Below are 21,547 nucleotides of genomic sequence, written 5' to 3'. Positions count from 1 at the left end.
CGGCGGAACGTGCACCAAAAACAACGTGCCGCAGGCACTGAAAATCACTACAATCGTTGAAATGAAATTGGCTGCAATCGGCCAACAGCAGACATATTTAAAACATCACATCAGTTTGGTAAGCACATGGATTTGCGAGTTAAACTAAATCAATTAGTAATGGATTTTTGGTGTGATGTTGGCACTATTAATGAACTACCTACATGGGCTGATTCCGCAAATCTTGAACTGGGCGTCATACACACAGACGTATGGGAACTCTATTCAAATCCGGAAAAGAATAAAGCCAAAGAAATACTCATTAACATAGCGCATACTATAAATGGATTTTACCCTAAGAGCTTAGAAGCCAAGCCTTATGCTATTAATTCTTTCAAAAAGGCACGTTTAAAATTTACAAATGACGAAATTAATATTCAAGAGCCTTGCAAATTGGTTGAGAAAATTGATATTGTTTTCATTACCCCTAACAGACTAAAGAAGAATCCCTTTGATTCGCAACTAAAGAGAATATTGGCGATTCCAGATGGCTTGGGGATTTATATAATTGCTGCGACTGGTGCGATGAAAGTTGGACGAGAGAAAGTAGCCCTCACTTGATTGCTGAGCCTGAGAGACTTCTTTGTTTTTTGAGTGAAACTCAAAATTACGCCGCCATGAAGATAAAATAATAATGAACATCTGCTTTGGGTCGATAGCTACCCATCGAGCAAAGCTCGCAACACTGTGCACCTCAACCCCTACAACAATCAACAAACACTAACGCCGCGTTAATATCCGCCAGACGCACGTTCCAACAATAATCTCCACCACAATCAGGCTACCCAGCAGCCAATGATGATGCATTTGACGCGCCTTGAAATCGCGGGGTGTTGCTTCCAATCGGTAATCATGGGGCCAAACAGGCGATTGCCGAGTTGTAGCCTTGGTGAGCTTTTGGCAAAGCAGGCGGTGCCGAGTAGTTGAAAAAGGGGGACAAACCCGGTGGCACTACGCTAGGCATAGCAAGAGTTCAAAGTCCGGTAAAAATGAGCAAGGGTTTGCGGGAGCGTTGCATTGTATTTACAGTTCATCAGCCGTCGAGCGTTCTTCTGGCGCTTGGTAGATGGCCAGTTGCAGGAGATTGCCGATCAGTTGGCCGCGTACAAAGCGGGAGCAAGAGTCGTGCAGATCCATGCCGCGGCAGGGGTGGTAAACATGGTAATGGGTGCGGTAGTGAATGAGTAGGGTATCGCCGTCTAGCTCAATTTTATCAAGCTCGTTGAACGTATACTGCGCATGGGTATCGAATTCGCTCACTTCGCAATCCAGCGCGGGGCTGAGCTGCGCCCACTGGCTGAGCAAAAAGACATGCCAGTTGGCTAGGTCGGGTTGGCTGGTGGGTAGGGTGAGGACAATCATGGCTGAGGCTCGGCAAAGTGGGCTGCATTGTACTGCGTCGTGGTGCGCGCGGCATTAAAAAACCCCACGCGCGGGCGTGGGGTTGGGCTTACTTGCTTGCCGTCGTCGCGGCCAGTGGCGCTTAGGCGAACAATACGCTTGCCAGCCAGAACAGACCACCTGACAGCAACATCGTCACCGGCAGGGTCAGCACCCACGCCATCAGAATCGATTTCACCGTGCCGCCCTGTAGACCGCTCTTGTTGGCGACCATGGTGCCGGCTACGGCGGATGACAGGATGTGCGTGGTGGAAACCGGCATGCCCGTCCAGCTAGCGATCCCGATCGCGCTGGCAGCGGTGAGCTGGGCGGCATTGCCTTGGGCGTAGGTCATGCCCTTGTTACCGATTTTCTCACCCACGGTGAGCACGATGCGCTTCCAGCCCACCATGGTGCCCAAGCCCAGCGCCAGCGCCACGGCCACGATCACCCATTGCGGGGCGTATTCGGTGGTGGCGTTCAGGTCTTTGCGCAGTTTATCCAGATCGGCTTTTTCCTGTTTGCTCAGGATATCCAGCTTGCTGGCTTTCTTGGCGGTGTCATCCAGGCACAGCAGAATGCGGCGGACTTTGCGGCGGTCTTCGCCACTCAGATCGTTATACGATTTCACCCCTTGCAGTGTGCTCAGCAGGCTGCTGATGGCGGGCAGAGTGGTTTTCGATTCACATTTAAACAGCGTTGGCAGCGGGTGCTCTGCGGAATGGGTGAGGTCGATTTTGCCATTCAGGCGTTCACGATTGCTTTCGTAGAACGATTGCATATGCTGGGCGGCATCCACGGTGCGCTCGATTTGATAGGTGGTGCTATCCATATCCAGCGCAAATTTGGCCGGCGCCAGGCCAATTAATACCAGCATCAGCAGACCGATGCCTTTCTGGCCATCATTGGAGCCATGCGCAAAGCTCATGCCCATGGCTGATGCGATCAGCGTGGCGCGGGTCCAGAATGGGGGGTGTTTTTTGCCATCGGTGGTTTTGCGCTCTTCCGGCGTCATGTGCATGCGCGACTGGCTGCGCCATTTCTTCAGCGCCAACAGCAAGATCGCCGCCATCACAAAACCGATGGTGGGCGAAATCAGCAGCGAGAGCATGATATCAATGGCTTTTTTGGTGTTGATGCCCGAGAGCCAGTATTGATTATTCATCAGCGCATTGGCGATGCCCACGCCCATGATCGAGCCGATCAGCGTGTGCGAACTAGACGCCGGAATACCGAAATACCAGGTGCCCAGATTCCAGATAATGGCGGCCGCCAGCAGGGCATACACCATATACAGGCCATGACCCACGCCCACATTCAAGAGCAGATCCACCGGCAGCAAATGCACGATGGCATAGGCCACGCCCAAGCCACCCAGCATCACCCCCAGAAAGTTGAAAATCCCCGAGCCGATCACCGCCAGATGGGCGGGCATGGCTTTGGTGTAAATCACGGTGGCGACGGCATTGGCGGTATCGTGAAAGCCGTTGATAAACTCGTAGGCCAACACAAAAAACAGGGCAAGAGCGAGCATGGCGGCGGCCCCGAAGGGCATGCCCGAGAAGATGTCTAACATAAGTGACTCATAAAAAAGATAAAGCGTCCCCCACGGTTTGCATCAGGCCAAGCCGATCGCAAGCCGCGCGGGTGACGCATACAGCACATGGTGGTGGGCAGACGCCCGATGGCGCGTATTCTACCTTGAGTTTTAAGCTTTTATTTCAGAATTCAATAAAGTTTGCGCTGCATCTAATGAGGAGACGATTTCGATGCCAAGGGCTTTCACATGTTCTAGTGGATCACGTAAGTCTGGCACCATGATCACCCGACAACCGGCACTATGCCCGGCTTGCACGCCAAAGTTGGAATCTTCAAACACCACGCATTGCGCCGCGTTCACACCCAGCTGGGCGATGGCTTTCTGATAGATCTCCGGGGCGGGTTTAGGCTGGCTGACTTCATCGCCGCAGACGGCAAATTCAATCCGGTGCCACAGCTGCGCTTTATGCAGATGATGCTCGGCAATGCTGCGGCGCGTTGAGGTAGCCACTGCCTTGCGGATGTCGTGCGCTTCCAGCCAGTCAAATAGTGCCAACACGCCCGGGCGCAGGGCGATGCCGGCTTCGCTGCGCGTGAGGTAGATTTCGTGCGTGCGCTCGCGCAAGCGCTCACACGGGAAATCATCCCCTAGCTGTTCGCGCAGATAGGCGAGGGTTTTGGATGAATGCATGCCCACCATGCCCAGCGGTACGGCCGGATCAATCTCATGCCCAAGCTCGCGGGCGGCGTCATGCCAGCAGCTCAGGGCCATCCGCTCGGAATCCAGCAAAAGACCATCCATATCAAAAATGGCCGCCACAATCTGGGGGTGTTTCATTTGCGCAATCATCAAATATCGAAAACAATAGCAAAGTCTACCTAATCTACCGCCCGTATGGCCAATTCTTCTGCCCCTGCAGCGAGCTGCCCATGTGGTGGGCCCAGCTACAATCAATGTTGCGCGCCCTATCATGCTGGCGCTGTGCCGCCATCTCCCGAAACCTTAATGCGCTCGCGCTATAGCGCCTATGTCATGGGGCTAGAAGATTATCTACTGGCCAGCTGGCATGCCAGCACCCGGCCCGAGCGCCTGGATTTGCAGGAAGAGCCCAAAGTGAAATGGCTGGGGCTCACCGTGCATCATGCGGCCAGCGATGGCGACCATGGCACGGTGTCGTTTTTGGCCCGCTATAAAGTCGGTGGCCGGGCCTACAAGCTGGCTGAGCACAGCCGCTTTGTGCGCGAAGAAGGGCGTTGGTTTTATCTGGATGGTGATATTGCCGAATAAGGTGTTTTTCTTCTGACGCCTCATGTTAGGATGCAGTAACGCTGACGTTCTGATCAGCGGATAAATAATATCAACTGATCCAAGGTGAGCATGATGAAAACTTCCATTCTGGCCCTGAGCCTGTTGGCTGCGTTGTGGCAAGGTGCGGCCGTGGCCGCCGAGCAAGAACTGCTGCTGAGCGAAGGCGTGCGCAATCGCGTCGAAGCTACGGTGTCGGCCGTTGATCTGCGCAATCGCAATGTCACACTGAATCTGGCCGATGGCCAACAACTGAATTTCAGCAATGTTGATCCCCGCATCAGCCGTTTTGAAAACCTCGCCGTGGGTGACAAAGTGATGGTGGCGGCGGGTGAATCGCTGGCCATTTCATTGAGCAAAGGCACGGCTGGCGTGCGCCGTATTGAGCTGAGCGAAGCGGAAGACGTGCTGCCCAATGGCGCCGGAGTGCTGAAAACCCGCGCTACTTACAACGACATCATCGCCATCGACAAAACCAACGGCGTGGTGCGGGCGAAGAACCCGGAAGGCAAAATCGTGGATATTCCGGTGCAAAATCAGGAATACCTGAACAAAGCGGCGGTGGGCGATCAGATTGTGGTGCTGGTGCGTGCTTCGGCCACGATTTGGGGCAACGACACGCAATAAGTCGGCGGCCGATTTGGCGCCAGCCAATGCTGCACAAATAAAAAACGGCCCGTAGGCCGTTTTTTATTATGTATGGCAGTGGGGTATTGCTCTGTAATTAATCTATTTCAGAGCCTGCAGATCAATACCCATCCGGGTATCAGAACAGCCCCAAGCCGCGCAGCATAATCACGGTGATGATAATCGGCGTTACATAGCGCACCAGCACAAATACCGCGTTGATCAGCAGGCCATTGTTCAGTTGACCCTCGTTGCTCAGCTGTTTTTTCAGTTGCGGCAAGCCATACACCCAGCCCACAAACAAACAGATCAAAATCCCGCCCAGCGGCAACAGGATATTCGAGCTAATAAAGTCGAACAGATCAAACGCATTCAGGCCAAAGAGTTTCCAATCGGCCGTTAGTGACGACGACAGCATCGCCGGCACGCCAAACAGACCAATAATGCCCACTGAAATCAGCGTGGCCAGTTTGCGGCTAAAGCCAAAGCGCTCGCTCATCATCGCGACCGGTACTTCCAAGATCGACAAGATCGCGCCGGTGGCCGCAATTGCCGCCAACACAAAGAAGATCGCCATAAACACATTGCCCAGCGGCATGCTGGCAAACACGGCCGGAATCGTCATAAACACCAGCGATGGGCCCGCCGATGGCTCAAAGCCAAAAGCAAACACCGCTGGGAAAATCGCCAGGCCAGCCAGCATCGATACCGACAAATCGGCCAGCATCACGCGGGTGGCGGTGGCGGGGATATTCTGCTCTTGGCGGAAATAGCTGCCGTAGGTCAGCATCGTGCCCATACCGATCGACAGCTTGAAAAACGCCAAGCCCACGGCGGTGAGCACCACTGGCGCAGTGATTTTGCTAAAGTCCGGCGCAAACAAAAATTCCACCCCGGCCATTGCGCCGGGCAAGGTCAGGCTGCGAATACAGAGCAAAACCAGCAGCAAGAACAGCAGCGGCATCAGCTTTTTGGCCACCGCTTCAATACCTTTGGATACGCCCAGCATAATAATCACGCCCGCGCCGCCCAAGACCACCCACTGCCAGAACAGGGCCTGCATCGGGTTAGAGACCATGGCATCAAACGCGGCTTTCGCGGTGGCTGGGTCGGTGCTGTGGATGCTGCCCGACAGCGATTTAAAAATATACGCAAACACCCAGCCTGCTACGCCGGTGTAAAACGCCAGAATCAAAATGGCCGACAGCAGACCCATATAGCCGATCACGGTCCAGAATTTCTGATTTTTGGGCGCCAGCTTTTCAAACGCGGTGACTGCATTGGCGCGCGAAGCACGGCCGAGCATGATTTCGGTCATCATCACCGGCAGCGCCACCAGCAAGGTGGCCAGCAGATACACCACCAAAAAGCTCGCGCCGCCATTGGTGCCGGTGAGGTATGGAAATTTCCAGATATTGCCCAAGCCGACGGCTGAGCCCAGTGTGGCGACGAGTACGCCAAAGGTCGATGTAAATCCATCACGGTTCTGGCTCATGGCCTGCCCCTTATGCTTGTTTTGGTCGGTATGCGCATCATCAAATCCGGCTTGTAAGCTGTCCATTCGGGAAAACCCGTTTCGCCGCCCGGCGGGCGGACAAAATGCCGTGGATTTGATCTGGCGCAGCCGCAGCGCGGCGCGGTAACTTCAGTACAATAGTGCATTGCTTACGTTTTGCTGCGCCCACCTATGACTGCTGTGCCCGAAGCCACTGAACCGACCATGCCCCAGCCTGCCGACACGGCTGCCGCGCTGCCTGAAGCCGCGCCGGCCGAAGCTGCCGCCGAGCCCAGCGATGAGGCGCGCGCAGCGCTATTGCTGCAGGTAAAAAATCTGCCCGATCTGCCCGGTGTGTATCGCTATCTGGCCAGTGACGGTACGGTGCTGTATGTGGGAAAGGCCATTAGCCTCAAGAAGCGCGTGGGCTCCTATTTCATCAAAAACGATCACAGCCCGCGGATACGCCTGATGCTCAATCAGGTGGCCGCGCTGGAAACCACCGTGGTGCGCTCGGAAGCCGAAGCACTGGTGTTGGAAAATAACCTCATCAAGGCCCTGTCGCCGCGCTACAACATTCTGTTTCGCGACGATAAAAGCTACCCCTATCTGGTGCTCACCGGCCATGCCTCGCCGCGCTTGGCCTACTATCGCGGCGCGTTGGATAAGCGTCACACCTATTTCGGGCCGTTCCCGAATGGCTATGTGGTGAAAGAGAGCATCCAGCTGCTGCAAAAAGTATTTCAGCTGCGCACCTGTGAAGACTCGGTATTTAGCAACCGCTCGCGCGCCTGTTTGCTGCATCAAATTAAGCGCTGCTCCGCGCCGTGTGTGAATGCCATTTCACCCGAGGCCTACCGTGCCGACGTGAATAACGCGATGCTGTTTTTATCCGGCAAAGAAAATGAAGTGCTGCAACAGCTGGAAGAACGCATGCAAACACTCGCGGCCAATTGGGAATTCGAAGCTGCCGCCGCGGTGCGCGATCAGATTCAGGCGCTAGCCAAAGTACAAGAAAAGCAATTTGTATCCAGCAACAGCAGCGATGGCGACGCCGACATCCTGGCCTGTGTGGAAGAGGGGGGTGTGCTGTGCGTGAATCTGGCCATGGTGCGTGGCGGGCGGCATGTGGGCGACAAAAATCTCTTTCCGAGCCACGCCGACGAATACACGCCCGCCGAGGCCCTCAGTGCCTTTATCGCCCAGCATTATCTCGAGCGCACGGTGCCGCCGCTGATTTTCTGCAGCCCCGAGCCCGATGGCGCCAGCCTGCTGGCCGCCTCGCTCTCTGAGCAAATGGGCGCCGGCAAAGGCGGGCGGCGGGTGGTGATTAATAGCAACCCCAATGGCGAGCGCCGCGTGTGGCTGGAAATGGCGGCCAAAAATGCCCAGCTGGCCATTTTGCAGCGCAAATCGTTGCAAGCCTCGCAAGCCGGCCGGCTGGCCGCCTTGGTCGAAGCGCTGGGCCTGCCGGAAGAAACCCAGCGCATCGAGTGTTTTGATATTTCGCACACCATGGGCGAGCTCACCGTGGCCTCGTGCGTGGTATACGATCAGCAAGATATGCAGCCCAAGGAATATCGGCGCTTTAACATCGCCACCACTGTTTCCCCGGGCAAGGGCGATAGCGAATTTGCCCCGATCACGCCGGGCGACGATTACGCCGCCATGCGCCAGGTGCTGCAGCGCCGCTACAGCAAAATCGCCGCCGGCGAGGGCAAAATGCCCGACGTGATTTTGATTGATGGTGGCAAAGGCCAGCTGGGCGTCGCACTCGACATCCTTAATGAAATTGGCCTTGTCGAGCCATGGGTGATTGGCGTAGCCAAAGGCGAAACCCGCAAAGCCGGCTTAGAGCAGCTGATTATCCCGCGCCTGGGCAAAACATTGCAGCTCAAACGCGACCACCCGGGGCTACATTTGATACAACAAATCCGTGACGAGTCACACCGTTTCGCCATCACCGGCCACCGCGCCCGTCGCGCCAAAGCGCGCATCGCCAGCACGCTGGAAGACATCGAAGGCATCGGCCCCAAGCGGCGGCAAAAACTGCTGGCCCGCTTTGGTGGGCTGCAAGGCGTGAAGGCGGCCAGTGTCGATGATTTGGCGGCGGTGGAGGGAATTAATCAGGCGTTGGCGGAGAAGATTTATGCGGCGTTGCGGGGATAGGTGACTAATTTAATTACTGTGCCCAATCTCAGCGCGTATTGATTCGGCATAACTTAGCAGCCTAAATCAATCCATCCAAAATATAGTCAGACTTGGAGGCGCTGAATGGGCAAAACAACTGATGAATACGCACGGCGGCTGGTGAAGGTTGTGCAACTACTATGGCGTGATCCGACTCGCCATTTTTCGACTGCACAGCTGGCCGAAGTCGCACATTTTTCACCTTTTCATTTTCACCGGATTTACCGTGACATGATGGGGGAAACCGTAGCTGCGACGCAGCAGCGTTTGCGACTGCATTTTGCGGGCCGTGATTTGGAGCGCAGCGAATTGACTCAGCTTCGCGTTGCTCTTCGTGCGGGCTATCAGAGTAATGCGGCTTTTGTACGTGCTTTTGCAGCTGCGTATGGTGTAACACCAGGTGTTTATCGCCGACAGCGGAGTCTCCAGTTTAATAACACTCCGGAGATGGACATGTATCTAATTGAATTACGTACTGTAGCCGAGCCAATACACTTGGCTGCGAAGCGACATATTGGTGCTTATTTGAATATTGGCGAGGCGTTTAGCTTACTGGAATTGGCTGCGCCCAATTTGCCTTTGGCATCAAATGCTCGCTGGTTTGGTTTGTACCACGATGACCCTGCTGATGTTCAGCAAGGTATTGTTGGCGAGGAGTTACGTTCGGATGCCTGCGTCGAAATTACTGCAGAGGCAACGCTGCCCGCAGATTTACAAAAGACGCAAATTCACGCGGGGCGTTATGCGGTCATCGAACACCGTGGAGCCTACAGCGAATTAGATAGAGCGTACCAATGGCTGATTGGAACTTGGTTGCCGCAAAGTGGTGAAGTTCCGTTGCCACTGCCGGGCATTGAGTTGTATCTAAATGATCCGTGCAATACCGAGCCCAAAGAATTACGTACTGAAATTTGGTTGGCGCTAGCGGATTAGTTCACAAGGGCGTTGTACGTCGTAGTTGCGGAAAAACATTAGGCCGCAAGTATCAAACCAGAGCTGCGTCTTGTTTAGAACGGGTCGGCGGCTGTGCGCCGCGGCACTGACTTTCTTTGCTTCGCCAAAGAAAGTCAGCAAAGAAAGGCGACCCCGCAGCAGCGCGGGCTGCGCCCGTGCCCTCGTTGTGGACAGTCGAGGCGGCGGCTGCGCGACTTGGCCTGCGGCCTTCGAACAGTGCTCGCCGAAACCCCGCCCCGCCTGTTCCTCGCTCGGCGCCGCTGAAGGGGAATCCACCCCCAACTTTACCAGTGCGATAAATACTGGTGGCAGTATTGCGCTGAGGGCATTGCTGGTCTTTGGTTTACTGAATATACCCCTGCATAGCAGCGCCTTTCGGGAGGCTCTTGGCAAGCTTTTTAGCCACAACCTGTTGTGGTCGAAGGAAATTTTGGCGGAAGCTGCGCGACACTGGCACGCAGCGCCGCTGCTAGCCCCATCGGAATACACCCCAATCCGTGGCGCAGGGCGCAGTGCCTGAGTGGCGATGAGGCTATGGGTTTGGGTGGCACTGAGTATTGCCCGCGCTGGCGTACAGCTGGCAGGCTTAGCGCTGGCTGCGCTAGTGGGGTATGGCCCTGCAGGCTTTTTCAGCTAAGCCTTACAGGGCGATGCCCTTGGTTTACTTCTTGCGCGCGCCGGCTTTGGCGGGTTTTTTGGCCGGCGTGGGGGCTGGGGTGGCTTTGACCAGATCATCGCCATTCACATAGGCGGCTTTGATCGCGTCGGCGAGCTTGAGTACCGCGGTGGCGTAGAGCGTGCTCTTGTTGTAGCGGGTGATCACGTAAAAATTATTAAAGCCGAGAAAATGCTGGGTAAAGCCCGGCTCGGTTTCCAGCGTAAACAACACCGCTTGCTGCTTGGTGTTGATCTCATCGATCGGCGCCACGCCTTTGGCGATCAGCTCATCCACCGTGTAGTGCAGATTAAATTTATCGGCCACCAGCTGGCTGGGGTCGCCGTTAAAATTCACCGCCACCAGCGTATCGCCGCGATCTTGCCAGCCATGCTGATTTAAGTAATTGGCCACGCTGGCCAGCGCATCGCCCGGGTTGTTCCAGATATCGTGGTGGCCGTCTTTGTCCCAATCTTGCGCCCATTTGCGAAACGAAGAGGGCATAAACTGCGGCCAGCCCATGGCGCCGGCGTAGCTGCCTTTAAAGCTCAGCGGGTCTTCTTTTTCTTCACGCGCCAGCAAAAATAGCTGGGTGAGCTCGCCGCGGAAATACTCGGCCCGGCGCGGGTAATTAAACGCGATGGTGGCGAGCGCATCGGCCACGCGGAACGAGCCGGTGTAGCGGCCGTAATTGGTTTCGGCGCCCAAAATCGCCAGCAAGACTTCCGGGGCCACTTGATATTTGCGGCTCACATCGCCGATCAGGATGGCATTCTCGCGCCAGAAGCGCGCGCCATTGTTGATGCGAGTTTTATTCACAAAATTGGCTTCAAATTCATGCCAGGGGCGGCTGGTGGAGGGCTTGTCCAAAATCGCCAGGATATTGGGTTTGAGCTCCACCTGCTGCAGCCAGCCGGCCAGCTCATCGGGGCTAAAGCCATGCTGTTGGGCGGTTTGCTGGATGTAATCTTGCACATCGGGGCGGGTGACCAGCTCATCATCGGCGCTGGCATACGGCAGGGTGGCCAGCAGCAGGCTGGCAAGGGCGGTGCGAAGGAAAGACATGAGCAATTCTTGGTTAGTGGCGCCGCGGGCGCCGGTTTGGGGCCCGCGCTAGGGGTTGGATAGCGCGGTCGTCAGTAATTTGGCGGTGATATCCACGATGGGGATCACCCGTTCATAGGCCATGCGGGTGGGGCCGATCACGCCCAGCGTGCCGACGACTTCGCCATTGACCTGATACGGGGCGGTAATCACCGAGCATTCATCCAGCGGGGCAATGCCGGCTTCGGCGCCAATATAAATCTGTACGCCGTCGGCGCGGTGGCCTTGCTCCAGCAATTGCAGTAGGGCGGTTTTCTGCTCGAAAAGTTCAAACAGCTGGCGCATGCGCTGCATATCGCCCGAGAAATCATGCAGCCCCAGCAGCTGATGCTCGCCGGCGATCACCATGTGTTCGCTTTGCAAGCCATGGCTCATGGCTACGGCGGCGTTCATCAGGCTGGTGAGGTCTTGCTTCACGCGGATGACGTCGCTTTGCAGCCAGCTCAGCAAATTTGCAAGGGTTTTGCCGCCGCAATGCTCGTTTAAGAGCTGCGCCGCGGTGGCCAACTCGGTGGGGCTAAAGTGCCGCTCGGTTTGCACAATACGGTTTTGCACATCGCCATCGCTGGTCACCAAAATCAGCAGCACGCGCTTTTCGGCCAGCGGCAGAAATTCGATTTGCTTGAGCGTGAGCTCGCTGCGCTTGGGCGTCATCACCACGCCGGCAAAATTGGTCAGCTGCGATAAAAGCTGCGAGGCGGCCTGAATGCTGTGCTGCGGGTTGTCGTTCGGTAGGGCGTTGATCTGCACATGGCCCAGCGGCTGCACCGCCAGCAAGGTATCGACAAACAGTCGGTAGCCTTGCGCGGTGGGAATGCGGCCGGCCGAGGTATGCGGACTGGCCACCAGGCCCAGCGTTTCCAGCTCGGCCATCACATTGCGGATGGTGGCGCTGCTGACTTCCAGGCCGGAAAACTGCGACAAAGCCTTCGAGCCGACAGGCTGGCCTTCGGCGATATAACGCTCGACGAGCGTTTTAAGCAAAATCTGTGAGCGGTCGTTCAGAAGCATGGCACGGCTAGAGTCACAAAACGGCAGATTGGACGGCAACAACAGCGCACAGGCGCGCGTCAGGCTGGATTTTACCTGCTCTTCGGTGTATTAATGCGGCTGACGCACCAAATATTCAAGATTATGCACAGCCTATTTAAAACCATCGCCCTCGTTGGCCGCCTGAATACCCCTGCGCTCGGCGAGCCGATTTTGCGCTTGGCGCGCCTGTTGGATGAGGGCGGGGTAAAGGTGCTGATCGAGCAGGACATCGCCCGCGAACACAGCATCGAGCATTATCAGCGCGTTGAACGCGGCCATATCGGCAAGCTGGCCGATCTGGTGATTGTGATGGGTGGCGACGGTACCATGCTGTCGGTGGCGCGTTTATTGGCTCCCTATCGCATACCCCTTATGGGTATCAATCAGGGCCGGCTGGGCTTTATGACCGATCTGCCGCTGCATGAAATGGAAACCGCCGTGCCCAATATGCTGGCCGGCCAGTTTATCCCCGAAGAGCGCATCTTGCTGGAGGCCAGCATTTTGCGCGACGGGCAAACGGTGAATACCTCGCTAGCGTTCAACGACGTGGTGTTTAGCCGCGGCTCGATCGGCTCGATGATCGAATTCGAGATTTTTGTTGATAATCAGTTTGTGTACAGCCAGCGCTCGGATGGCTTGGTGGTCTCTACACCCACCGGCTCTACCGCCTATGCGCTGGCCTCGGGCGGCCCGATTTTGCATCCGGCCTTGCCGGCCATTACGCTGGTGCCGATCTGCCCACAATCATTATCCAATCGGCCGATTGTGGTGTCGGAAAACGCCCAAGTCGCGTTTTTGCTCACCCGCGGGCAGGATGCGCGGGTGTATTTTGATAACCAATCGGATTTTGAATTGCGCGAGATGGATCGGGTGCTGATCCGCCGCTACACCAATTCGCTGCGCATCCTGCACCCGCATGGCTACAGCTATTACGATATGCTGCGCGCCAAACTGCGCTGGGGCGAGAAGCTGCTGTAATTCATCACGCGTGGTTGCGGCGAAAGCCCCACAGCCGCGCGTTTGCCTCTTGTCCTGCCCGGCATCTTGCCCTAAAGTGAACGCTCGTTCTGTTTGTGCCGGGTACTGCCATGCTCTCTGCTTTGCATTTACGTGATTTCGTGATCGTTCGCGAGCTAGATCTGGATTTCGCCAGCGGATTAACCGTGCTCACCGGTGAGACCGGCGCGGGTAAATCCATCATCATCGATGCGCTGGGCTTGTTGCTGGGCGAGCGCACTGATGCGGGCGTGGTGCGCCACGGGGCCGAGCGCACCGAAATCAGCGCCGAATTCAATATCAGCGCCCTCGCGAAAACCAGCGCCTGGCTGGCTGAACAGGGCTTTAGCGATGAAGGCGAGCTGCTGCTGATTCGCCGCATTATCGATGCCAGCGGCAAATCGCGCGCGTTTATCAATGGCAGCCCCGGCACGCTGGCGCAGCTGAAAAGCCTGGGAGAAGGGCTGGTGGATATTCATGGCCAGCATGCGCATCAATCGCTATTGCGCCACGAAGCACAGCGCGAGCTGGTGGATGCCTACGCGGGCGCCACCGAGCTGGTGCGGCAGGTGAGCCAGCGTTATCAGCATTGGCACGCGCTGGCCAATGAGCTGCAATCGGCCGAGCAAAATGCCGAGCGCTTTGAAGCCGAGCGCGAGCGCCTGCAATGGCAAATCGATGAAATCAGCCAGCTGGCGCTGCAAGAGGGCGAATGGGCCGAGCTACAGGCCGAGCATAAACGCCTGCACCACGCTGCCAGCCTGATTGATGGGGTGCAATATGGCCTGACTTCTTTATCGGATGGCGACGAAAACTGCCAGAGCTGGCTCGCCACGGTGGCGCATCAGCTGGGCAAGCTAGCCGATTTTGATCCATCGATTCACGATACGCTGGAGCAGCTGGCCGGCGCCGAGGCGCAACTGGCCGAAGCGGTGAGTAGCTTGCGCCAATACGCCGATAAGCTGGAATTAGACCCGGAGCGCCTCGGGGAAGTGGAAGCGCGCATGGATGCCATTTACCGCGCCGGGCGCAAATACCGGATTGACCCCAGCTTGCTACCCGAACAGCTGGCCGATTGGCAAGCTCGGCTGGCCGAGCTGGGTGGCGAAGAAGGGCTGGATGCGCTGCGCAAACAAGTCGTGCAGGCCGAACAAGATTACCGCCGCCCGGCCGAGCAGCTCTCGGCCAAACGCGCCAAGGCGGCCAAGCAGCTGTCTAAATTAGTGAGCGAGCAGATGCAAACGCTGGCGCTGGCCGGTAGCCGCTGCGAAGTGGTGTTGCTGCCGCAAACCCAGCCGGCAGCCTTTGGCCTTGAGCAAATCGAGCTGCAAACGGCCAATCACCCGGCATCCCCCTTGCGGCCGATGGCCAAAGTGGCCTCGGGCGGTGAGCTGTCGCGCATTAGCTTGGCGCTGCAAGTGGTAACTAGCCAGGTGGCGAATGTCCCGACCCTGATTTTCGATGAAGTGGATGTCGGTATCGGCGGACGGGTGGCCGAGATTGTCGGGCGCTTGCTGTCAGAACTCGGGCAGAGCCGGCAAGTGCTGTGTATTACCCACCTGCCGCAAGTGGCCGCCTGCGGCCGCACGCATCTGCAGGTCGCCAAAGCCCAAGCCAAAGATGGCGTGCGCAGCAGCATCAGCCAGCTGAGCCACGCCGAGCGGATCGAAGAAATCGCCCGCATGCTGGGCGGGCTGGAAATCACCGACACCACTCGCCAGCACGCGGCCGAAATGCTGGGGCAGGTGGCCGTCGCGGGCTAAGCGCCTGCTGGAGCGTGGCCGCATCTAGCGGCCAGCACAGCGCAACGGCGCATTTGCGGTATCATGGTCGGCCTGATTTCAAGGGCTGACCAGATGGCCGCGCACGATAAACCCACACTGACTTCCCCCAACCCGCAGGCGGATGCTGCATTTATGCAGGCCGCGCTGGCGCAGGCGGCCCAAGCGGCGCAGCGCGGTGAGGTGCCAGTGGGCGCGGTGGTGGTGTATCGGGGCGAGGTGATTGCCGCCGCGCATAATCAGCCGCTGGCGCTGAACGACCCGAGCGCCCATGCAGAAATGCTGGCGCTGCGCGCCGCGGCCAAGCAGCTGGGCAATTATCGCCTGAGCGAATGCGAGCTTTTTGTGACGCTGGAGCCCTGCATTATGTGTGCTGGCGCCATCTTGCACGCCCGCGTGCGGCGGGTGGTGTATGCCACTGCCGATGCCAAAACCGGCGCGGCCGGCAGCGTCATCAACCCTTTTGCCAGCCCGCAGCTCAATCATCACACCTGTATCCAAGCTGGCCCCGGCGGCGCCGAGTCGGCCGCCTTGCTGGGTGAATTTTTCCGCCAGCAACGCGCCAGCCAGCGCGCCGCGCGCGCCCGCCCGCAGGCTCAGGTGCCGGGCTTGGCCAATTTGCGTGATTTAGGCGGGCTCAAAACAGCAGATGGCCGGCAGATTCGTGCCGGGCTGCTGTTTCGCAGCGAGCAGCTACAGGCCGTTGACCCAGCCTGCGCTGAATTCGCCGCGCTGCAAATCCGCTCGATTTGGGATTTGCGCTCAGCCGCCGAGCGAGCACAGACGCCTAATCCGCACTTTAGTGGCGTGAGCGACACCCATTGCGATGTTTTGGCGGCCACCGCGCAAGCCACGGCCTGCAGCGTGCCGCAATTACTGGCGCAACCTGCGCAGCTCGAAGCGTTACTGGGCGAGGGCCGCGCGGCGGCCATGATGCATGACTTGTATCGCGAGCTCGTTGCCAACCCGGCGGTGCAGCGGGTATATGCCCAGTGGCTAACTGATTTGAGCCTTGGTGGGCAATACCCCGCCTTAGTGCATTGCACTGCCGGCAAAGATCGCACCGGCTGGGCCATGGTGTTGCTGCTCTCGGCGCTGGGCGTGCCGCATGAAAGTATTCTGCGGGATTATCTACTGAGCGATGCCGCCATCCGCGGCAAATACGCCCCGCTGATTGCGCAGGCCTGCGCCGCAGGGGCCAGCAGCGAGACGCTGACGGCCATTCTGGGCGTACAGGGCGCCTATCTGAAAACCGCTATGCACGAAGTAAAAAAGCAGGCCGGCAACATGCCGCGCTATCTGCGTGAAGTGCTGGGCTTGTCGAGCGCCACCATCACCGCTTTGCAAGCGCAACTCCTGCAGCCGGCTGACCGCTAATCGCGGCCTAGGCTGAAACCAGCCTGATACCCAACGACTGTTTTGCCGCTGATCAACCGCTCGGCCACATTGGGCTGGGCGAGAGTACCGATCTTCGCTAAGGCAGAGCATGTCTATTGTTGGAGTAACATCATGCCGCGCACCTTACTGACAATGCTGGTGCTGTGTTTAAGCAGCCAGCTCTATGCCGCTGGCGCCGATGATCCACCCGGCGACGATTCCGCCACCCGTACCGCCGGCACTGTAAAGCCTAGCGATGATCCGGTTAGCCATGATGCTAATGACGATCATGGCGGCCTGCGCACCAAAACTGCCACCAGCGAAGACAGCAGCAGCCACCGCAGTGGCGCCGACGATGGCGGGGTGAGCCACAGTAGTCGCAGCGACAGTACGGGCAAAACAGCCAGCGGTGAGAGTAGCGGCAAAAGTGGTAGCGGCGACAGCGGCAAAGGCAGCGGCAGTAATAGTGGGAGCAGTAGTAGTAGCGGCAGCAGCCAAGGGGGCAAAAGCGGAGGTGAGGGCGGCAGTAAAGGCGGTGGCGACAGTGGCGGGAAAGGGGGCGGCGATGGTGGTGGTAAAGGCGGGGGTAAAAGTGGCGGTAGCGGCAAAGGCTAAGTGCGATTTTCGCCGCCTTTGCTAATGCCAATTGAGGGTATTGCTCTGCAGGCAATCAATAACAATGCCTTTAGAGCAATACCCTTGGTAGAGCGAGTATTAGCCGTAAACCGGATCAAACAAGCCAGCCAGGCCCGCGCCCGGTGATGGCTGGCGCATAAACGCTTCGCCCACCAGATAGGTGTGTACATTGTGATCGCGCATCAATTGCACGTCAGCCGCGGTGTGAATACCACTCTCGCACACGGCAATGCGGCCATCGGCCACGATTTGTGGCAATAGATCGATGGTGGTTTGCAGGCTCACTTCAAAAGTGCGCAAATTGCGGTTATTCACGCCCAGCAGCGGGGTTTTGAGCGTGAGCGCGGCATCTAGCTCTTGCGCATTGTGCACTTCCACCAGCACCGCCATGCCCAGGCTGTGCGCCAGCGCTTCAAAATCCTGCATCTGTTTTACATCCAGCTCCGCGGCGATCAGCAAAATGCAGTCCGCACCCCAGGCGCGCGCCTCGTAAAACTGATATTCATCGACCATAAAGTCTTTGCGCAGCGCCGGCAGCGTGCAGGCCGCACGGGCGGCTTTCAGGTAATCGGAGTGGCCCTGGAAATACTGCACATCGGTCAGCACCGACAAACACGCCGCGCCATGGGCGGCGTAATCTGGGGCGATCTCGGCCGGCACAAACGGATCGCGCATCACGCCTTTGGATGGGCTGGCTTTTTTGATTTCAGCAATCACGCCCGCTTTACCGGCTGCATGCTTGGCCTGAATCGCGCCCACAAAGTTGCGCAGATCACGGTTGGCCTCGGCTTGGGCACGGATTTCTGCAAGCGGGATGAGTTTTTTCGCGGCAGCCACTTCTTCAAACTTGGTGGCCCAGATTTTTTTCAGGATGTCGGACATTTTATTTCCAATGCTAGTTGCTTAATGCGACTTTTACAGCTTTCCCATTTTTCTCGTGTGGGTCTGTGCTTTGAGGTTTTGGTTTAAGGCTTGTCTCAAAAGTTACTTTGTCTTTGACCTTGATAGGTTTTGAACGATCATCGGGAATTATATTTGTGCGTAGAAAGTAATAATCGCCATCATCGCTGTCAATAAAACCATAATGCCCAATTATTCGCTTTATAGTTCCTGTCTGCCGTGTAGAAAAAGACTGTGCAACTTTTCTTACTCGATAGTTTGGTGGTGTTCTTGTATCTGGCTTAACTTCGAAGTCACTTTCGCATGATTTGACTAATGCGAGAAGAGTGCTGCAATTATAATCTTGCAATGAGAAGGCGGGGTCCATTTTACGAATCTGAGACCCAAGCGCACTTAGCGATAACCAGCCATCCTCATCGAAGTTGCTATTCATGTATGCCGATGAAATTAGCGTGGCTGCACTGTAATCTTTCTCTGTGATAGCTTCAGTAGGCTCCGAAAGATTGTCTGTATAAACAAAGTGATTACATGAATTAATAAATATTGCTTTGGTGTTTTGTCTTCGACCAACTCCAAGAACATACATGCCATGTTCACGTAATCGGAGTGCTAGCGAGTAAAAATCTGAATCGCTAGAGACAATTGCAAAAGCATTGAAATTCTTATTCGGGCTGGCCACTAGCTCGATTGCATCCATGACCATCGAGCCATCGGTTGCCTGTTCGCCATGGCGAAACTGTTGAAATGTCCGGATGGGAGTTTCTCGTAATAGCTCTTTCCATGAGCCCATATTTTGAGCGGTCCAATCACCGTAAACCCGTTTTAGGACAATATCACCAATCTTGTTGATTTCATTGATGATAGAATTTAGTAGTTTTGGTGAGATGTTGTCACCATCAATGAAAACTGCAAATTTATAGTTCACAGATAATCCTCATCTATCTGGGCTTATAAACTACGGCCGTCGAAGACTTCAACGGGCATAGTCAGGGGCTCTAGACCATCGATACAGCCCACATTCACGCGGTAATACCCAGCCTTGCGCAAGGTTTGGTGGAATGGATAAATCCCGCATACCTTGCAGAAATAATGTTTCGCCACGCCTGTACCGAATTGATACACGCTCAATTGCTCGGCGCCGGCTTCGATCACTAATTCTTCCGGTGAATAAATATACGGCGTCATCAGCGCACCTTTGCGCTGGCAGATTGAGCAATTGCAGCGCACGCCCGAGCTGATTTCGGGCGAGCTGATGCGGAACTTCACCGCGCCGCAATGGCAGCTGCCGTGGTAAGTGCGCCGGTTTTCCATTACTTGGCTAGGCCTTGTGTGAACGACACGAGCGCATCAAGTTTGGCTTTGGCGGCGCCGCTGGCCAGGGCTTCGTGCGCGGCGTTGATGCCGTCTTCGAGCGTTACCGCCAAATTGGCAGCGTAGATCGCGGCACCGGCATTTAGCAGCACGATATCGCGACAAGGGCCGCTGAGGCTGCCAGCCAAAATGCCTTCGATAATGGCTTTGGATTCTTGCGCGGTGCCAGCGTACAGCGCTTTGCTGTCGGCCAGACTAAAGCCGAGATCACGAGGATCGAATTCGTATTCAACGATGTCGCCATCTTTCAGTTCGGCAATCATGGTCGGGGTGCTGATCGAGATCTCATCCAGCCCATCTTTGCCGTGCACAATCAGCACATGCTTAGAGCCCAGTTGCTTGAGCACCCGCGCTTGAATACCGACCAGATCCGGGTGGAATACGCCCATCACCTGATTATCCGCACCTGCTGGGTTGGTGAGCGGGCCAAGGATATTAAAGATGGTGCGCACGCCCAGCTCTTTGCGCACTGGCGCGACGTATTTCATCGCACTGTGATGGTTAGGCGCGAACATAAAGCCAAGGCCGACCTGATCAATACACTGGCCAACTTGTTCGGCGGTGAGGTTCAGATTCACGCCAAACGCTTCGAGTACATCGGCCGAGCCAGAGCTCGACGACACCGAACGGCCACCATGTTTGGCCACTTTCGCCCCCGCCGCGGCGGCTACGAAGGCCGAGCAAGTCGAGATATTAAACGTATGCGCGCCATCGCCGCCGGTGCCACAGGTGTCGACCAAGTGCCGGCCATCTTGCACCGCCACTTTGGTCGAAAATTCGCGCATCACGGTCGCAGCGGCGGCGATTTCAGATACGCTTTCTACTTTGGTGCGCAGGCCCATTAGTAGGGCGGCGATTTGCGCTGGGGTCATTTCGCCCGACATGATTTGCCGCATCAGGTGCAGCATTTCATCGTAAAACAGCTCGTTATTGTCGATCAGGCGATTCAGTGCGGTTTGGATGGTGATCATAATGCTTCCGGCAGTTTTTATTGTTGGACTTCAATGGCAATCGTAGCTTGATCCCATTGTTGAGCAGCTTGGGCGATCTTTTCAAGACGGGGGGAGTGCTCGGGTTCCGCTAGGTTGGCAATTTCGAAAATCACACCCGTTTGGTCTTGTTCAGTCGCAAAATAAAGTAACTCGACACCGGAGCTACTAATTTTACCGGCTTGAGCAACTTGATAGCCTTGCGTAATCAGTGCCGTTTTTCTTTGCTCAAATTCAGTTCGACTCAACCAAGCGGCTATATGTTGCAGCCCTCCAGTCGGTTGACGCTGGAGAAATTCTAAAAAAATGCTTGGCTGCATATCGTGTTGCTCAATCAGTTCAATTTGCAGCGCCCCTGAATTGGCGAGCGCGATACTAATGACAGGAGATGCGCTTGCTTTGCCTCGATACTCGAAGTTATCAAGTTGAATTTTGCGTTTGATAAAGAATGGTCCAATCCCAAGTGTGGTGGCCCAATATTGCATGGCACTATCAATATTGGGGACAACAAAGGCGATTTGACGAATCTCTCCAAATTGTTGGCTCATCGCGTTCTCTAAGCAGAAAAACGGCCGCACTAAGCGGCCAATCGGTTAAGCAAATTCACGCAAGAAATTCTCGAGCATTTTATGCCCGTGTTCGGTCAGGATCGATTCGGGGTGAAATTGTACGCCCTCGATCGCCAAAGTTTTGTGGCGCACGCCCATGATTTCGCCATCTTCCGTCCACGCGGTGACTTCTAAGCAATCAGGTAGCGATTCGCGCTCGATCGCTAGCGAGTGATAACGCGTAACGGTTACAGGGGAGGGTATGTCTCTGAACATCCCGATATTGTTATGGATAACGGGGGATACCTTGCCATGCATCAGTGTTTTGGCGTGGATAATCTTGCCGCCAAAGGCTTCACCAATCGATTGATGCCCCAAGCACACGCCCATAATCGGCAGCTTGCCAGCGAAATGCTTGATAGCCGGTACCGAAATGCCGGCTTCCAGTGGCGAGCATGGGCCGGGTGAAATTACCAGGTATTTCGGATTCATCGCCTCGATTTGTTCGATGCTGATTTCATCGTTGCGATGCACGTGCACGTCTTGGCCGAGCTCACCGAAATACTGCACGAGGTTGTAGGTAAAGCTGTCGTAGTTATCGATCATTAAAAGCATGATTTAATCCTTT

Annotated in this window: 21 protein-coding genes and 1 pseudogene; 9 read left to right on the top strand and 13 right to left on the bottom strand. The window is 56.1% G+C overall.

The window, feature by feature from the left end:
- The first annotated feature begins 126 nt into the window (after positions 1-126).
- Entirely contained in the window at positions 127-600 is a 474-nt protein-coding gene (locus QV747_RS05825; RefSeq protein WP_273430319.1) for a hypothetical protein, read from the top strand.
- Between the two features lie 215 nt (positions 601-815).
- On the opposite strand, the pseudogene QV747_RS16610 reads toward QV747_RS05825, so the two are convergent.
- The 4 genes and pseudogenes from QV747_RS16610 to QV747_RS05810 all read right to left on the bottom strand — a co-directional run.
- Positions 816-956 (bottom strand): annotated as a pseudogene (locus QV747_RS16610) (DUF454 family protein); the annotation flags it as partial.
- 106 nt (positions 957-1,062) lie between these two features.
- Entirely contained in the window at positions 1,063-1,401 is a 339-nt protein-coding gene (locus QV747_RS05820) for a hypothetical protein (protein WP_273430317.1), read from the bottom strand.
- Between the two features lie 121 nt (positions 1,402-1,522).
- The gene (locus QV747_RS05815) at positions 1,523-2,995 is read right to left on the bottom strand and encodes an inorganic phosphate transporter (RefSeq protein ID WP_047396624.1); all 1,473 of its coding nucleotides are present in this window, start codon (positions 2,993-2,995) and stop codon (positions 1,523-1,525) included.
- A gap of 132 nt (positions 2,996-3,127) precedes the next feature.
- Positions 3,128-3,796 (bottom strand): HAD family phosphatase, encoded by a 669-nt coding sequence (locus QV747_RS05810; RefSeq protein WP_273430314.1) that lies wholly within the window; start codon positions 3,794-3,796, stop codon positions 3,128-3,130.
- A gap of 57 nt (positions 3,797-3,853) precedes the next feature.
- Here QV747_RS05810 and QV747_RS05805 point away from each other — a divergent pair, with 57 nt between their 5' ends.
- Both QV747_RS05805 and QV747_RS05800 read left to right on the top strand, forming a co-directional pair.
- A complete protein-coding gene (locus tag QV747_RS05805; RefSeq protein WP_273430312.1) occupies positions 3,854-4,246 on the top strand; it encodes a YchJ family protein in 393 nt (130 codons plus the stop codon).
- Positions 4,247-4,339: 93 nt separating this feature from the next.
- The gene (locus tag QV747_RS05800) at positions 4,340-4,891 is read left to right on the top strand and encodes a hypothetical protein (protein WP_156129090.1); all 552 of its coding nucleotides are present in this window, start codon (positions 4,340-4,342) and stop codon (positions 4,889-4,891) included.
- A gap of 139 nt (positions 4,892-5,030) precedes the next feature.
- On the opposite strand, the gene QV747_RS05795 is transcribed toward QV747_RS05800, so the two are convergent.
- The gene (locus tag QV747_RS05795; protein WP_273430309.1) at positions 5,031-6,386 is read right to left on the bottom strand and encodes a sodium-dependent transporter; all 1,356 of its coding nucleotides are present in this window, start codon (positions 6,384-6,386) and stop codon (positions 5,031-5,033) included.
- Between the two features lie 225 nt (positions 6,387-6,611).
- Here QV747_RS05795 and uvrC point away from each other — a divergent pair, with 225 nt between their 5' ends.
- Positions 6,612-8,555, top strand: coding sequence for an excinuclease ABC subunit UvrC (gene uvrC / locus QV747_RS05790; protein ID WP_273430308.1), 1,944 nt, complete (start codon positions 6,612-6,614; stop codon positions 8,553-8,555).
- A 105-nt stretch (positions 8,556-8,660) separates the two neighbouring features.
- Positions 8,661-9,509, top strand: a complete 849-nt coding sequence (locus QV747_RS05785; protein ID WP_273430306.1) for a GyrI-like domain-containing protein — start codon at positions 8,661-8,663, stop codon at positions 9,507-9,509.
- Positions 9,510-10,191: 682 nt separating this feature from the next.
- On the opposite strand, the gene mltB is transcribed toward QV747_RS05785, so the two are convergent.
- A complete protein-coding gene (gene mltB, locus QV747_RS05780; protein ID WP_273430304.1) occupies positions 10,192-11,250 on the bottom strand; it encodes a lytic murein transglycosylase B in 1,059 nt (352 codons plus the stop codon).
- Between the two features lie 48 nt (positions 11,251-11,298).
- On the bottom strand, positions 11,299-12,300 hold the full coding sequence (gene hrcA / locus QV747_RS05775) for a heat-inducible transcriptional repressor HrcA (RefSeq protein WP_034619852.1): 1,002 nt from the start codon (positions 12,298-12,300) through the stop codon (positions 11,299-11,301).
- A gap of 123 nt (positions 12,301-12,423) precedes the next feature.
- On the opposite strand from hrcA, the gene QV747_RS05770 reads away from it, so the two are divergent.
- The 4 genes from QV747_RS05770 (at position 12,424) to QV747_RS05755 (ending at position 17,090) form a co-directional block, all read left to right on the top strand.
- Positions 12,424-13,299 (top strand): NAD kinase, encoded by an 876-nt coding sequence (locus tag QV747_RS05770; RefSeq protein ID WP_047396762.1) that lies wholly within the window; start codon positions 12,424-12,426, stop codon positions 13,297-13,299.
- Positions 13,300-13,409: 110 nt separating this feature from the next.
- On the top strand, positions 13,410-15,080 hold the full coding sequence (gene recN, locus QV747_RS05765; protein WP_273430302.1) for a DNA repair protein RecN: 1,671 nt from the start codon (positions 13,410-13,412) through the stop codon (positions 15,078-15,080).
- A 93-nt stretch (positions 15,081-15,173) separates the two neighbouring features.
- The gene (gene tadA, locus QV747_RS05760; RefSeq protein ID WP_288791478.1) at positions 15,174-16,475 is read left to right on the top strand and encodes a tRNA adenosine(34) deaminase TadA; all 1,302 of its coding nucleotides are present in this window, start codon (positions 15,174-15,176) and stop codon (positions 16,473-16,475) included.
- Between the two features lie 132 nt (positions 16,476-16,607).
- Positions 16,608-17,090, top strand: a complete 483-nt coding sequence (locus QV747_RS05755; RefSeq protein ID WP_273430298.1) for a hypothetical protein — start codon at positions 16,608-16,610, stop codon at positions 17,088-17,090.
- A gap of 99 nt (positions 17,091-17,189) precedes the next feature.
- Here QV747_RS05755 and trpC read toward each other — a convergent pair whose 3' ends face one another.
- From trpC to QV747_RS05725, 6 genes are read right to left on the bottom strand one after another with little or no spacing between them, the layout of a single operon-like run.
- Positions 17,190-17,993 carry an indole-3-glycerol phosphate synthase TrpC gene (gene trpC / locus QV747_RS05750; protein ID WP_273430296.1) on the bottom strand — a complete coding sequence of 268 codons (804 nt, stop codon included), beginning with the start codon at positions 17,991-17,993 and terminating at the stop codon, positions 17,190-17,192.
- 13 nt (positions 17,994-18,006) lie between these two features.
- Positions 18,007-18,936 (bottom strand): NYN domain-containing protein, encoded by a 930-nt coding sequence (locus QV747_RS05745; protein ID WP_273430294.1) that lies wholly within the window; start codon positions 18,934-18,936, stop codon positions 18,007-18,009.
- Positions 18,937-18,959: 23 nt separating this feature from the next.
- Positions 18,960-19,322 carry a GFA family protein gene (locus QV747_RS05740; protein WP_273430292.1) on the bottom strand — a complete coding sequence of 121 codons (363 nt, stop codon included), beginning with the start codon at positions 19,320-19,322 and terminating at the stop codon, positions 18,960-18,962.
- Positions 19,322-20,353: an anthranilate phosphoribosyltransferase gene (trpD, locus tag QV747_RS05735; protein ID WP_028450730.1), complete on the bottom strand. Its 1,032-nt coding sequence runs from the start codon at positions 20,351-20,353 to the stop codon at positions 19,322-19,324. The genes QV747_RS05740 and trpD overlap by 1 nt, the downstream gene beginning before the upstream one ends.
- Before the next feature lie 17 nt (positions 20,354-20,370).
- Complete coding sequence (locus tag QV747_RS05730; protein WP_273430289.1) at positions 20,371-20,919, bottom strand: VOC family protein; 549 nt, start codon at positions 20,917-20,919, stop codon at positions 20,371-20,373.
- A 45-nt stretch (positions 20,920-20,964) separates the two neighbouring features.
- On the bottom strand, positions 20,965-21,534 hold the full coding sequence (locus tag QV747_RS05725) for an aminodeoxychorismate/anthranilate synthase component II (RefSeq protein ID WP_273430287.1): 570 nt from the start codon (positions 21,532-21,534) through the stop codon (positions 20,965-20,967).
- Positions 21,535-21,547: the final 13 nt, after the last annotated feature.

It is taken from the genome of uncultured Chitinibacter sp., assembly GCF_945957625.1.
Lineage (GTDB): Bacteria > Pseudomonadota > Gammaproteobacteria > Burkholderiales > Chitinibacteraceae > Chitinibacter > Chitinibacter tainanensis.
Note: the sequence above shows the minus strand (reverse complement) of the source record. Positions and strands in the feature narration are given on the sequence as shown.